Annotated in this window: 10 protein-coding genes and 2 pseudogenes; 8 read left to right on the forward strand and 4 right to left on the reverse strand. The window is 46.7% G+C overall.

The features are described from left to right. Window positions 1-7: 7 nt before the first annotated feature. On the reverse strand, window positions 8-1,057 hold the full coding sequence (locus tag ACN6MW_RS29575; RefSeq protein WP_419873314.1) for a YheC/YheD family protein: 1,050 nt from the start codon (window positions 1,055-1,057) through the stop codon (window positions 8-10). Between the two features lie 191 nt (window positions 1,058-1,248). On the opposite strand from ACN6MW_RS29575, the gene ACN6MW_RS29580 reads away from it, so the two are divergent. From ACN6MW_RS29580 to ACN6MW_RS29595, 4 genes and pseudogenes are all read left to right on the forward strand, one after another. Continuing rightward, window positions 1,249-2,178, forward strand: coding sequence for a YncE family protein (locus ACN6MW_RS29580; RefSeq protein ID WP_419873315.1), 930 nt, complete (start codon window positions 1,249-1,251; stop codon window positions 2,176-2,178). 315 nt (window positions 2,179-2,493) lie between these two features. Next, window positions 2,494-2,910, forward strand: a pseudogene (locus ACN6MW_RS29585) (chromosome condensation regulator); the annotation flags it as partial. A gap of 597 nt (window positions 2,911-3,507) precedes the next feature. Continuing rightward, window positions 3,508-5,703, forward strand: a complete 2,196-nt coding sequence (locus tag ACN6MW_RS29590) for an S-layer homology domain-containing protein (RefSeq protein WP_419873316.1) — start codon at window positions 3,508-3,510, stop codon at window positions 5,701-5,703. 949 nt (window positions 5,704-6,652) lie between these two features. Then, window positions 6,653-7,072, forward strand: coding sequence for a DUF1572 family protein (locus ACN6MW_RS29595; RefSeq protein WP_419873317.1), 420 nt, complete (start codon window positions 6,653-6,655; stop codon window positions 7,070-7,072). Between the two features lie 457 nt (window positions 7,073-7,529). Here ACN6MW_RS29595 and spoVB read toward each other — a convergent pair whose 3' ends face one another. Further along, complete coding sequence (gene spoVB / locus ACN6MW_RS29600) at window positions 7,530-9,080, reverse strand: stage V sporulation protein B (protein WP_419873318.1); 1,551 nt, start codon at window positions 9,078-9,080, stop codon at window positions 7,530-7,532. Between the two features lie 481 nt (window positions 9,081-9,561). On the opposite strand from spoVB, the gene ACN6MW_RS29605 reads away from it, so the two are divergent. Further along, window positions 9,562-9,891 (forward strand): PadR family transcriptional regulator, encoded by a 330-nt coding sequence (locus tag ACN6MW_RS29605; RefSeq protein WP_419873319.1) that lies wholly within the window; start codon window positions 9,562-9,564, stop codon window positions 9,889-9,891. A gap of 14 nt (window positions 9,892-9,905) precedes the next feature. Further along, window positions 9,906-10,138 (forward strand): annotated as a pseudogene (locus ACN6MW_RS29610) (permease prefix domain 1-containing protein); the annotation flags it as partial. A gap of 110 nt (window positions 10,139-10,248) precedes the next feature. Here the strand turns inward: ACN6MW_RS29610 and ACN6MW_RS29615 are convergent. Continuing rightward, complete coding sequence (locus tag ACN6MW_RS29615; protein ID WP_419873320.1) at window positions 10,249-11,538, reverse strand: sensor histidine kinase; 1,290 nt, start codon at window positions 11,536-11,538, stop codon at window positions 10,249-10,251. Between the two features lie 5 nt (window positions 11,539-11,543). Next, the gene (locus ACN6MW_RS29620) at window positions 11,544-12,218 is read right to left on the reverse strand and encodes a response regulator transcription factor (RefSeq protein ID WP_419873321.1); all 675 of its coding nucleotides are present in this window, start codon (window positions 12,216-12,218) and stop codon (window positions 11,544-11,546) included. A 230-nt stretch (window positions 12,219-12,448) separates the two neighbouring features. Between ACN6MW_RS29620 and ACN6MW_RS29625 the strand changes: the two genes are divergently transcribed. Together ACN6MW_RS29625 and ACN6MW_RS29630 are read left to right on the forward strand one after the other, a co-directional pair. After that, the gene (locus ACN6MW_RS29625; protein ID WP_419873322.1) at window positions 12,449-13,255 is read left to right on the forward strand and encodes a polyphosphate polymerase domain-containing protein; all 807 of its coding nucleotides are present in this window, start codon (window positions 12,449-12,451) and stop codon (window positions 13,253-13,255) included. Continuing rightward, on the forward strand, window positions 13,248-13,940 hold the full coding sequence (locus tag ACN6MW_RS29630; protein ID WP_419873323.1) for a DUF4956 domain-containing protein: 693 nt from the start codon (window positions 13,248-13,250) through the stop codon (window positions 13,938-13,940). The genes ACN6MW_RS29625 and ACN6MW_RS29630 overlap by 8 nt, the downstream gene beginning before the upstream one ends. Window positions 13,941-13,964: the final 24 nt, after the last annotated feature.

Genomic DNA, 13,964 nt, shown 5'->3' on the forward strand with positions numbered 1-13,964 from the left:
AAGAAAATCAAGTCTGTGATAAAAAATAAGCATACTCCAAAGGGAATTTATACACCGAATCAATCCCGGCGCGCTGTTTCCCCTGCAACTTGAGATAAATGGGCTTTTGCGGTTTGCCATTGACTTCAATGATCCATAGATCTCCATCCCTATCAATGGCTAAGTCAATACCGATTTCCCCCAATAATCCAATTCTTTCGTCTAATAACTGAGCGATCTTTATACTGATTAAGCTGATATTTTGGTATAAAGATTCATAGTCCGAAGAGGGACATGACAAGGCCTCGAGTACTTCATCCATCTCATGGATGCTCTCAGCGCGATTTGTAATATAGAAGTGATAAGGAGCTATTCGGCTTATCCCTTTTGTAATCTTCCAACAGCCGGTCGCTTCTTTTTGCACGAGTATTCTAAAATCAACAACCTTATCATCTACTCTCGCAAAGTAAATCATTTGTTGAATGAGGAACCTTTTTTTAGCAACAAGTTGACCGATTTCTTGGAAAAATTCGTTCTCGTTATAGGACGTGTACAGGGGTGTGAACGTATCTTCATAAATCTTGAATAGGTGATGTTCTGTCTTTTCAACCATATAGACTTTCTTTCCCTGACTTCCAAAGCAGGGCTTAAGAATTAAACGCTTCTCTTCTTGGAGCAATTCTCGGAGCTGATCCGGATGATAGACCGATGTCTCAGGCGCATATTGATGGAGATCACTGTCTATTAGCTCTTGGTATAACCGCCATTTATCTATTCGGGTTACACGATTGAAGCATTTGCGTGATCCAAGATAGGTTTCCAAACGTTGAACCATTTGAGTCTTTTTTTGATAACAACGGTTATAGACGGCATCGGGAAATCGAAATCTTCTTTTTATCCACATTTTATTTTCCAAGCATAAACCTTGGATCGTTCGTTTTTTCCAATGAATGTCTTGGGGAGTAAAGGTGAAGAGCCGGACGGGAAGCCTCCCTTTATAGCGTTCATAGGTTTGAAGAATTGGTTTGAGATCTTTGCCTTGCGATACCATAATTCCTATCAAAGGGATATTCTTCATGCATCTAATCACCCACATAAGTCGTTAGTAGACTTTTTAATAGTTTACGCGGACGAGACGCTAAGTGTGCGGGACATATTTGCATGTCTCTGAAAATAGGTTTATTGCCAAGAGTCATTTGGCCTCACGGTTTAAGTAGCATAGAAATACAATGGATATTAGGCAACAGACTTCAAAAATAGTGAAGAGAGGTGTTTGGTTCGGGAGTTCTTCCCGCTAGGGTGCTTGCCTATGTAACCAATCAAGGAGAAAATACAGTTTCGGTCATAGATACGAGAACTGATACGGAGATTCTTCGAATAAGCGTCGGAACGGAACCAACGGGCTTAGCCCTGACTCCTAACCAAAGAAGATTGTATGTGGCCAACAGCGGTGACGGCACGATTTCCGTAATTGACACCTTAACGAACACCGAAATCCTCCCGCGTATTGATATCTTTTCAGCAGGTTTGAATGTTTCGCCGGATGGTCGACGTTTGTATGTGGCCAATTCGGGAGAAGACATAGTATCTGTCATTGATGTAGCTACTAATACCCCGGTTGGTCAACCCATTTCGGTTGGGGTAAGGCCTACGAGTATTCTCATATCGCCAGATGGTACAAGAGCTTATGTCGCAAATTCGGGTGATAATACGGTGTCCGTGCTTAATTTAACGACGAATAGTGTAATCGCGAGTATCCCAGTCGGGAATACGCCAGCAGCAGCGACAATAAACCCTAGGCTTCCGCGGGTATATGTAACAAATGTGCAAAGCAACAATCTATCGGTTATCAATACGAACACAAATACTGAAATCTTCCCGCGTATTCCAGTCGGAACTAACCCAATTGTCGCGATATTCACGTCCAATGGAGCCAGAGCCTATGTAACGAACTCACAGAATAACAATTTATCCGTCATCAATACAGCGACGAACTCAGAAATTCTCCCTCGCATTCCAGTGGGTGTCAGGCCCTTTACGCTTGCATTCACTCCGGACGGCACACGAGCGTACGTAACAAACCAAGGAGAGAACACGTTATCCATCGTTGACACGGTAAGGAATGTGGAACTCCCGAGACGTATTCCGGTTGGCAATTTCCCCTTTAGCATTCTTATAGCAAGAGTTCCGCTTAGGTAACCCAATGCTATTAGCGGGACGTGATGATTAAGACTCACCTAACGCTATGAACGACTTCTATTATTAAACAGAACGAATAGACCATCCATTGGAATTTGTTTTATGGATGGTCTATTCATTATTCAAAGAAGTTTCAACTTAACGGATAACGATAGTTCAATAACACACATGGATGAGCAGGCATTGCAGTGGCCTTCCCATTTTAATATGCTAACTGGCAGGATAGTTTAATCGATGCGCGAAATATTTAAAATGTTGAGGTGTTTGCGAAGTTCGTTGATAATATAATAGGTTTTGTTTTCAAGGAGGTAAACCATGGATTACACTTCACCGATTGAAGCGGCGTTAAAGATGAAACGATGGCCTAAAGATACCATAGCGGCGGGTCGTCGTCATACCGTTGGTCTTAAATCGGACGGAACGGTGACGGCTGTGGGAGATAATAAATATGGCCAATGTGATGTAAGCGGCTGGCGCGATATTGTGGCGGTTGCGGCTGGTAATGTTCATATGGCGACGAACACGGGTAATGCTCATACAATCGGTCTTACATCTGACGGCACGGTGGCAGCTGTGGGTAGGAATGAGCATGGCCAATGCAATGTAAGCGGCTGGCACGATATTGTGGCGGTTGCGGCGGGTTGCGCTCATACTCTCGGCCTTAAATCGGACGGCACGGTGGTTGCTGTGGGTGATAATGAATATGGCCAATGCGATGTAAGCGGCTGGCGTGCCATCCAACTGCCCGGCAATTAGTTTTCAATATTTAATAATACATATAAAGCCTTAAGTCGGTGGGACGTTGTGAATACGGGAATGTTAAGAGAAGGTATTAAGCTAACGGGTAACGATAATTAAATAACACCAATAGATGAGCAGGTGCTACGGTGGCTTGCTCATTTTTTTGGAGAACTAAGAATCTTGAATAGAGACCGCTAATGAAATCCGTTCATGTGCCATAAAAAATGGTATCAATTCAATTATCTGATTCCTTATCGTGAAGTCAAGGAATTCAAAGAGTTGGATGCGCTCTATTATGGTGGAGGCCAGTACTTATTTTTACGGGAACTGACGGAATTTTAAATTGAAAAGCCGCTTAGAGCAGCATATCTGGTCTAAAACTTTATTTTTTACACCTTTATGTGGAGCGGGTAACCCAATGCAACGACATTGCGACGGTTGAGTATGAAGAATGGATTGGCGGAGAGTTTGAAAATTTCTCACTTTTGCGAAACCTATTAGGATATTAATCGTTTAACCAATAGTGTTATTTTTTTCCATAACGAAAGTGATGTACTTGGACTCACAGGAGGAGGAGCGAGGGAACAAATGAAAATTTACGGAACGAAAAGAGTACCATGGTCGGGACTCCGTATCTTGTTGGCTGTATGTGTCATGATGCAGCTGCTAGTTGGCACAGCATCGGCCGGTCCCCTGAGAGGAGCCATTAATGCAGACATTCTGGCAGCCAATTCGGCAGCCTTTACGGCGGAGATGCAGGAAGCGCTGGAAGAAGCAGAGCAATTATTGTATGAACAGAAGCCGTTTTCGGATTGGGCGACGATCGGTTTTGCAAAAAATAGCCGTGCGGTTCCGAAAGGTTATCTAGAAGATAAGGCAGATGTAGTACTTAATAATGGTGGCAAGTTCGACAAATTTACGGATCTGACGCGTACCGCTATCGCTTATGCCGCCGCTGGCGGCGGTAACATTAACAATATCGCTGGTATTGATCTTTATTCATGGGTCATGAACTACCCCGGCATTGAGACGGAGGGGGTATATGGACTAGCTACAGCATATATTGTGGGGAACCTCTCCAGTGCTTTCATCCCTTATTCACGACCCAATTGGTATCCGGATGCGTTCCTTTACTTTATCAACGATCGGCAGTTGAAAGACGGCAGTTGGTCTGCGAGCGATTCCGGTGAAGGTAACGTTGTGACGACAGCTATAGCATTGACCGCGACTTCACCCAATCCGTGGGAGAAAGAGCCATTGCTGTCGGAGCGAATGAAGCAAGGTTTGTCGTGGCTGCATACGCAGCAGTCGGCCGACGGTGGCTTCAACGGCAGCACAGCCGCGACAGCTCAAGTCATTATTGCGTTGTCATCGTTACGCATCGACGCTACGACGTTCACGCAGCCAGGAAGCGATCAGCCGCTGGCATATCTGATGTCACGCTGGCTGCCTGATGGTGGGTTCTCAGAGAACAGCGACGGCAGACTGGATATGGAGGCAACGCTCCAAGCTTATCTGGCACTTACCGCTTACAAGCTTTATCTGAATGGCGAAAAGAGGCTGATCGACGGCTTAAGTTCCCCAGCAGGTGACGCTGTTATTCAAATCGAGGGACCTGAAGGAACGATCGCGAGAGGACAAATTCCGAGCGGTGGCAAGGCAATCGATGCAGCTCAGAAATTCCTTGAGCTTGAAGGCATTGCATTCAAGACGAAAACGGATTCCGCCGGATCCAAGGTGTTTACATCAATTGCTGGAATTGACGGTGGAAAATATGACAAAGAAGACGGCTGGAAGCTCGCTGAGTACGGCAGATTTGGCAGTTGGATGTTTCCGGAAAATGCGGAAGGCGGTATAAACGTTAGTGAAGGCAGTCGGCTGCTGCTTTATTACGGTTCTGACAAAACGGAGCTTATTGACATGGTTCAGGTCGAGTGGACGCTTGAGAATGGCCAGCCAATTGGCGGACGGGCTTATGCAAATACTCCATTCAATATGTATGTCCAAAAGTCAAACCGTAAGCTTGGAGGATTACCGGCATCCGGAATAACAGTGACAATTGGTAATGTCACAAAAATTACCAATGCAAAAGGGAAAGTTGACTTTGCAGGTCTTCCCCCCGGAGTGTATGTTGTGAAGCTCACCGGGTACCGAACAGGCGCAGCGCCTACTGCGGCCAAAGAAATTTATTATTTAACCGTCTCTGCTCCTGAGATGGCTCGCTTTAAGGATAATGATCAGGTTGCAGACTGGGCGTTTGTAGACATGGCGAGTGCACTTAGTTATGGTTTCATCCAAGGCGTGAGCGCTGAAAACTATGTGCTCTCCCCAAAGAAAGCGCTAACTCGTGCTGAATTCGCAGCCATGCTGCTGCGTTTGGTACACGGTGCCACGGATCAGCCTATCGGCCGTTCTCCCTTCGGGGATGTTCCAGCTAGCAAATGGTACAGTGACGAGATCATCCGAGCGGCGGAGCTTGGCATAACAGACCGCATCACCGGCAAGTTCGAGCCAGAGCGCGCGATAACACGTGAAGAGGCTGCTGTCATGTCTACTAAGGCAGGTCGACTGCCTACCTTTGGCAGTTTAAAACGGTTGGCTTTTACCGATATTGCCAATCTATCCGCTTCCAGCCTCCACGCGATCCAGGCTGTTAACGAGCATAAGGTGATGATTGGCAGCGGCGGGTTGTTCAACCCGCGGCAGACACTGATCCGTGAGCAAGCGGCAGCGATACTGGTTAGGCTGCATCGATATTTGTATCCCGAGACGTATTTAGATTGATTTAACAGCCAGTCGGATGAGAAGGGCTTAACGGACGAGTTGACCAATTTCATGGCGGAAAACTCATTGAACGCGAGAACAAGAAAAAGCAGATCACGTCACAATTTATATTGACGACTAATGGGGTTACTATATTTCCTAACTATATTACAGTTACTTTGGAATATAAAATCAGCTGAATATGGAATTATTTAACAATTGACCAGATTATAGTTGTGGGAATACGAATAGAATACTACCCTTACCTTTTACATATTGTTATGGCTTTTAGTTCAGAGTGGTAATATTTCAAGTACAGAATAAACTCATATTCATTACGCTAACTGGTACGATAGTTCAACAAACAGGGAGCAGTTTGCTACGGAAGCTGTTCCCTTTTTTTGATAGGTTAAGGGCAGGATAATGCCACAAGGGTATATAATATCATTTGTAACAAGCTTACTGTGGGGTGAAGATGTGGCAGGACTAAGAGAGTTAATTACTTTTCTTAACAAATTAGAGGATGATAATATATTTATAAAAGTCCGAAATGAAGCTAACATGGTTGAGGTAGCTATTCCTGGTCAACGGTGGGAGATAGAATTTTTGGAAGATGGTACAGTAGATGTCGATCAACGATGGAGACTTTTAAGATGTTAAAGAGTTAGAGTCTCTGTTTAAATATTTCAGTGATTAATTCAGAAAATCATTCAACTATCGGGAAACGATAGCTCAATAAAAATCAGGATGAGGCTACCGGTATGAAACGGCTGCCTCGTTGAGTCCAAGGGTAGTTTAACCTGGTGGCCGTTATCATTGTTTCGAGAACAAACGTTTGGTGAATTTGCAGTAAATCTAGTTATTAGGAGGTCTGTCGGTGGAGATCGCATTAGAGCTAATCGAAAGTATGCTGGATAAGTTTAGATCGGAGAAGAAATGGACACTTTAAGCCCTTGAACAATTATCCGAAATGGACATTACTTCTTCCCCAACATCGGAAAGTAACAGCATTGCTAATTTAGTTGCACACATCAGAGGTGCAGTCCACTCACGAATTGAAATAATTCTTCTAGATATTCCCGATATAAGGAATAGAGATAAAGAGTTTGAAAAAGGGCTCCTGATGTCTAAAGAACAAGCAGTAAAACAGACTAGGGATGCTTTTGATCTTCTCATACAATATCTTGAACAAATCAAATCCCACCCTGAGTTATTAATGTCACAACCCTTCATCAATTTGCCAGCTCTTACATATAGCCAAGTAAATAACGAGACAACAGCGCTGAACCTAATGATGGCTATGTTCAGAGAAATCCATTTTCATACTGGACAAATCATCTATGCAGCAAAAATCAGAAAGGGACAACTTGTTTGGAAATACGACAAATAAAGTATGTCGAGGGCTTCCCTATTAAGTTAACGGGTATTTGCTAACGGAGGGTTTTTTATGAGGAAACAATTAAAAACAAAGTTATGAAATTAACATGATAAACTGTACAATCAACAATAGGGATTTTTTTTTCTTGTTTTGCTTATTCACGTAGGGAATGGGATCAAGTGCTTGTCATCTGACGGGTGACAAGAAAATAAAATCATTGGATGCCGCATTTAATGCGGCATTTTTTTTATGTTATCAAGTTTTTGTCAAATTGCAATAATAAGAACTTGATAACATTCCCAATGAGTGACAAGAACGTTGATTCATTACCGACTTGTGTATTGGAGTAAGCCAAAGTGCGTTAATCCGTCGCAGGAAAAGGTATGGTATCGGTGATATTTTTGAAACGGTAAATTGATTTCAAAACGTGTCGTGTTAATCGTTAGTGAAGAAAGAAAACAAAAATTATTTACCATGGAATCGAAAACCTCCGGAGCTTACTTTTCCAATTTAACGCACCCGTCAATACGAGTGTAATGAAATAGATGAGCAAGGACCAGACAATTGAAACTATTACGCTCCATAACAGCGGTAGACCTTGGACGGTAAGATAGTTATAGGCCCAGTGCCCGCATATCGCCATCAGCATCATACAGATCCCAACCTTGATATAAGGACGAATACTCCAGTAAATTCCGATCGAGCCTGAGATCGATAAGAAGTTTAACAGTGTTTGCATGACGATTCCGATGCCGATGCCGTACGCGATGCCGGTAATGCCGAACTGGCTGCCGAACACGAAGATCGAGACAGCTTTGAAAATCGTTGCTGCCACGTAGTTCCACAGTGTAGCTTTCGCTCGGCCGAGACCGAGCAGGATCGCGTGCAGCGGTGCGTCGAAATAATGCAAAAAAAACAACGGCGCCAATATTTTAAGCAGCAATCCTGCTTCAGGTGCGTTGTATACAAGCGTCGTAAGTGGAGTTGCCCACTCGAATAGGATGACGGTCGCCGGCGCGCCGATCAGAAGTCCCAAGCTTAGCGCCTGATTCATCCTCACATGCATAAGCAGACTGTTCTTGTTCGCCGCTGCCTCGCCAATCGCAGGAATGAGAGCGGTGGACAAGGACTGTGTAATGAAGCTTGGCATGAACAGCAGTGGAAACACATAACCGGCCAGCAGGCCGAATTGCTTCGTGGCCAACACTGTACCGATGCCGGCCAGCGCCAGGCTGGATGTAATGAGAAGCGGTTGGAAGGTGCTGTATAACGAGTGAATAACGCCATGTCCGGTCGTCGGCAGACCGATCTGCAGCAGCTCTCCGAGTGTGCTTCTTCCTTGCTTCATGTGGCTCGCCCATGTCTCGCCCGGCATCTTCGATTCGCCGTACAGTTTGTAGCTTACCACCAGAAATAAGAGGCTGATCGCTTCGCTGACGACTGATGCAGCCATTGCGCCCGCAGCCGCATAGGCGATGCCGAAAGGCAGCAATAGGTGTACCAACGCAAGGACACAGGCGATTTGCACCGTATGCTCGAGCACATCGGAGGTGGCGATGGTCTTCATCTGCTGCATGCCGCGGAAGTATCCTTTTAAGACCGCGGAGACAGCGACAATCGGAGCGATCGGTGTAATCGCGAGCATCGCATAATAGGCGCGTTGATCGCTCAGCAGGATGGATGCGATCCATTCAGATCCTAGTAGTGAAATGAACGTAAGCGCTATGCTCAAGATGCCGGTGACGGCTAGCGACACGTGCAGGATACGCCTCACTTTCAAACGTTCGCCTCGGGCGTGGGCCTCCGCGACCAGCTTTGAAATTGCCACAGGCAATCCAAGCTCCGTAATCGTAATGACGAGAGGGACGAGCGGATGCGCCATCATCAGTAGGCCGATTCCCTCCGCGCCCAGTACACGCGCAATATACATGCCGCTGATAAAGCCGAGAATGCGGTTGATGAAAGCAGCGACAGACAAGACTAGCGTTCCTCTCATGAACGATTGCCCTTGTTGCACCATTGGCTTGTTTCCTCCTGTTTATATAATACTTAAATATGTATTCAACATTTGGAAAAGCATGCGAACGAGCTGGTGTTAGTATCATTTATGAACAAGCATTGTTATGCAACGCCACGGTTTTTTTTACTATTATGATCTTAGATAACTTTCAACGAGAGAAGAATAAAGTTCATAAAAAAGGTACCTTTTCCCATCTAGTTTTGAACAAACGGCTTTTATTCGTGAGCATACATTGTTAAATCTTACTCCTAGATTAACGGCCTGCAAACAAACAAACAAACAAACAAACAAATAAAGAAGCTTCACGTGATATCGAGGAGTTTTCTTGTAAATACCGCATACATCCGCTCTGATCTGCGCCTCACACAATTTTCCATCTTTATGCTCCCGAATCCTTAAAAATAGAATTTAGTATTTTGATTAAAGCAGTACATTGACAGTCATAGTAGCATTCCGTATTATACAGTTACGAGGTGATTAAATGAGCGAAAACAAAATTACATCCGACCTGCTGCGCGGACATACCGATACAATGATATTGCGACTCTTATCCGAAGCTGATCGCTATGGGTACGAAATTGTCAAGTTGATTGCGGAGCGCTCGGGCGGTGAATACGAACTAAAGGAAGCAACCATGTACTCCAGCGTTCGGCGTCTTGAAGTGGAAGGTGATATCGAATGGTATTGGGGTGACGAATCGCAAGGCGGAAGGCGCAAGTATTTTAGAATATCCGAGAAGGGCAGGGAGTCTTACGTCCGCAACAAAAACAACTGGGAGTACGCAAAGCGAGTCCTTGAAAATTTATTATAAGGAGAGTGGATGTTTTGAATCAGAAATTGACCAACTATCTGAATGGAGTTTTCGCACCATACGATGGGGTAAAATTGTCGAGGAATTGAAGACGGATCTGCACTCCGATCTGCAGGAACGATTCCGTGAACTTATAGAAGAGGGAAAGGACGATGAAACAGCTTTCGAGATGACCATCGATAGCATTGGCGATATCGAGCATACGGTACAGGAGGTTGCTAACCTCTCCCGATCGCTGGAACGTCAGGTAGCTTGACGCGTCCTGTAAGTATAGGATGTCCCGAAACGACACAAATAAAAAATCCCTTTCGACCGCTGAAAAGGTCTTAAGGGATTTTTTTTTCGTTTCGTGGGCCTCTAGTCCAGATGCAGATAGAAAGTCGTCGATTCCCCAAGCTCGCTCCTCGCGTAAAGCTTGCCGCCGTGCTGATCGACGATGGATTTGGCAATGGCAAGACCCAGTCCATGGCCGCCTTGGGCGCGGGAGCGGGAAGAGTCCATCCGATAGAATCGGTCGAAGATCCGGTGCAAGTGCTCCGAGGCAATGCCTTCGCCCGTGTTCGTAACCGACAGGACGACATCCTGATGTTGTTTTTTCAGCGCAATCTCGATCGATCCGCGCGGACCCGCGTATTTGATGGCATTGTCGAGCAAGATCATGATGACTTGCTTGATCTGCTCGCTGCTGCCGTTCACTGTCAGTCCGGGCTCAATATCATAGTCGAGTTGGAGCTCCTTCTCAAAAATAACGGCTTCCATCGTCAGCATAATCGTCTCCACCGCTTCGCTCAGATCGAACTCGGCGCGCATCATGGCGGAACGCGAATCCTCCATTTCGGTAAGATAGAGGAGATCGCCCGTCAGCTTGGCCATGCGAAGCGTCTCCTGCTTTATGACATGCAGCCACTTGGCTTGGTTCACGATCGTATCCTCGCTGTTGGCGAGCAGCACGTCTGCGTTGGTCTGAATGACCGCAAGAGGCGTTTTCAATTCATGGGAAGCGTCGGCGATAAACTGCTTCTGCTTCTCGAACGCCTCCTTAACCGGAGCGATGGATCGGCTGGCGAAATAACGGCTGATGAAATAAATGACAACGAGCATAACGAGAGCTACGGCTCCGAACGTATAAATCAAATTCGTCAAAATGCCCTGCTGCGCGGTGACATCCATGAAGACGAACATGCTGCCGGCAGCAGCGGTCCGCTGAACGATGAACGCCCATTCATTGCCGTCCAGCTTGAGTTGGCCGCCCGTTTTCCCCGTAGCTAGTGCCTTCTCGAGTGCCTCTTGGTAGAAGGACTCCTCCATATCAAACCGCGAGTCGGTGCTCTTTAACGTGCCGGCGCTGTCCGCTTCCAGCTTGAACGATACGGACCGTTCGGGTCGCCAGCCGTCGTCTCCCATGCCTGCAGGTGGCTCGCTCTGGAACTCATCCGGAGGCGATGCGCCGTCATCGTCCGGTTCGAACCGTCGAGGTCCGTCCTGCTGTTTATGATAAAATTCCGAAACTTGATGAAGCTCCATATCGATGTCGCGTTTCACGTCTTGAAAGGTGATGGCATAGATGGCCGTGAAAGCAGCCAGCATCATGACGGTGATCGTGATCAGGTTCAGTAAGAGAAATCGGTTTTTGAGCTTTTTGAACATGCTGCTCACGTCACCTCCAGGATGTACCCAACGCCTCTGATCGTTGCAATCTTCACGGACGAATGGAGGAAGGTCAGCTTCTTCCGCAGGAACGAGACGTACACCTCCACATTGTTGTATTCCGCGTTCGAATCGAAGCCCCACAGTTTTTCGATAATTTGCTCCTTCGACGTGACGGCCAGCTTCCGCGTCACAAGCAGCTCGAGCAACTCGCTTTCCTTCAAGTTCAGTTTCAATTCCTTGCCCTTGACGGTCAGCTTCAATAGAGTCGTATTCAACTCAATATCCCCGAACGTCAGCGCGTCCTCCGGGACGACCTCTCCCTTACGCCTCAGCGCAGCCCGTATGCGGGCCAGCAACTCCTCGGTCGAGAATGGTTTGGCTATATAGTCATCCGCGCCGTAATCGAGCCCGGTTACTTTGTCCGTAATCTCGCCTTTGGCCGTGAGCAGGATGACTGGCGTCGCCGCGCCTTCGCCCCTCAGCTTGCGGAGCACGGCGAAACCGTCCATCTCCGGCATCATGACATCGAGCAGCAGGAGATCGTAGATGCCACTCAGCGCGTAATCGTATGCGGATCTGCCGTCGTGGACGATATCCACGGAGTAGTTCTGCTTCTTCAATAATTGGGATAAGGCTTCCGCCAAATGTATTTCGTCTTCCGCGATCAAAATTCGCATCGGCTGTTCATCCTTTGTTGTTTTACTAGACTTGATATCCCCATTATAGCAAGCGAACCTTTAGCCAACCTTAACTTTTTTTCGTTCCGTCGCTTCCGGTCGCTATATATAGGAAACGCGTTTTTTTTAAGAAAATGTAAATCGATTTAAGATTCATTAAAGGTTGGGGGACTAAGATACAGACATGAGAGATGAGACCACAACGAACCGCGGAAAGGAATGAAACAAGGATGGCGATTGAGGTGTTCAACCGGTACGAGAACAAATACTTGCTGGACCATGATGCGTACCTTCGATTCTATAGCGACCTGCTTGATTATATGGAGCTTGACGATTATAACAAGCAGCATGAATTTTATTCGATCAGTAACCTCTACTTCGATACCCCGCATGATTCGCTCATCCGGACGAGCCTGTCGAAGCCGAAATACAAGGAGAAGCTTCGGTTGAGAGCGTACGGCGTGCCAAGCAGCGACGCGAAGGTGTACCTGGAGATGAAAAAGAAGGTATTCGGTCTTGTCAACAAACGAAGGACGGGGCTGAAGCTGGACGAAGCGTACGAGTTCATGCGAACCGGGATCGAGCCAATATTCCAGCCTTACATGAACAAGCAGGTGATCGAGGAAATCAAATATTTCCTCTGCCGCTACGAGCTCGAACCGAAAGTGTATCTGGCTTACGAAAGGAAGGCGATGTTTAGCAAAGAGAGCCGAGACCTCCGCATCACTTTCGACACGAACATCCGCCATCGCCGCTACGATCTGGGACTGGAGCTTGGCGATCATGGCGAGCTTCTCGACCCGGCCAATATGTGGCTGATGGAAGTAAAGGCGGAGAATACGATTCCGTTGTGGCTGTCGCGGCTGTTATCGGAGCACAGATTGTACCGCACTAGTTTCTCCAAATACGGCAACGAATACAAGAAGACGGTAAGACACGGCAATGCGCGACCGACGTTGCGGGCGCAAACAACACCGACTACGCAAACGGCAAAAACAACACCATTTATGGAAAGAGAGCGTGTACTCTATGTTTGATTTCGAAACCTTGTTCAATCCGACCACCACGACAACCACGATGACGCTTGGCAGCTCGATCGTCACGATCCTGATCGCCATCGCCCTCGGCGCCATTATCAGCTTCACATACATGAAGACGAGCCCAACCGGCTATTCGCAAAATTTCACGCTAACGATGATCATTCTGCCCACAATCGTCGCCATTATTATTCTCCTGATCGGCAGCAATATTGCCCGAGCGTTCAGCCTTGCGGGAGCCTTTTCCATCATCCGGTTCCGAAGCGCGCCCGGTGATCCGAAGGATATCGCGTATGTCTTGTTCACGATGGCGGCCGGTCTGGCTTGCGGCGTAGGCGCCTTCGGCTACGCGGTATTGTTCACATTAATCCTTTGCGGCTTGATGTTCATCTTGAGCAAAACCAACTTTGGAGCGAGAAAGTCGGCTCAGAAGCTGCTTAAAGTCACGATTCCGGAAAGCCTGGGCTACGAAGAAGCATTCGCCGAAGTATTCGCTACGTTTGGTGTTGCGTATGAACTGAAAAAAATCCGCACGACCGAGCTTGGCAGCTTGTATGAGCTCGTCTACACCGTTACGTTGGATCAGAACACGAACCAGAAGGAATTCCTCGATGCGATCCGATGCCGCAATGGCAACTTGGATTTGTCCCTGACGATGGTCCCTACGGCTGCGGCCGAGTATTAATGCAACAACAATTACAATTCGGAA

The sequence above is a fragment of the Pristimantibacillus sp. PTI5 genome (assembly GCF_048572955.1).
In the GTDB taxonomy this organism is placed as follows: Bacteria; Bacillota; Bacilli; order Paenibacillales; family Paenibacillaceae; genus Pristimantibacillus.

What these genes read in the sequence shown, in the direction of transcription:
- ACN6MW_RS29575 (WP_419873314.1), bottom strand. Translation starts at nt 1,057, where the DNA reads ATGAAGAATATCCCTTTGATAGGAATTATGGTATCGCAAGGCAAAGAT.
- ACN6MW_RS29590 (WP_419873316.1), top strand. Translation starts at nt 3,508, where the DNA reads ATGAAAATTTACGGAACGAAAAGAGTACCATGGTCGGGACTCCGTATC.
- ACN6MW_RS29595 (WP_419873317.1), top strand. Translation starts at nt 6,653, where the DNA reads ATGGACATTACTTCTTCCCCAACATCGGAAAGTAACAGCATTGCTAAT.
- spoVB (WP_419873318.1), bottom strand. Translation starts at nt 9,080, where the DNA reads ATGGTGCAACAAGGGCAATCGTTCATGAGAGGAACGCTAGTCTTGTCT.
- ACN6MW_RS29605 (WP_419873319.1), top strand. Translation starts at nt 9,562, where the DNA reads ATGAGCGAAAACAAAATTACATCCGACCTGCTGCGCGGACATACCGAT.
- ACN6MW_RS29615 (WP_419873320.1), bottom strand. Translation starts at nt 11,538, where the DNA reads ATGTTCAAAAAGCTCAAAAACCGATTTCTCTTACTGAACCTGATCACG.
- ACN6MW_RS29620 (WP_419873321.1), bottom strand. Translation starts at nt 12,218, where the DNA reads ATGCGAATTTTGATCGCGGAAGACGAAATACATTTGGCGGAAGCCTTA.
- ACN6MW_RS29625 (WP_419873322.1), top strand. Translation starts at nt 12,449, where the DNA reads ATGGCGATTGAGGTGTTCAACCGGTACGAGAACAAATACTTGCTGGAC.
- ACN6MW_RS29630 (WP_419873323.1), top strand. Translation starts at nt 13,248, where the DNA reads ATGTTTGATTTCGAAACCTTGTTCAATCCGACCACCACGACAACCACG.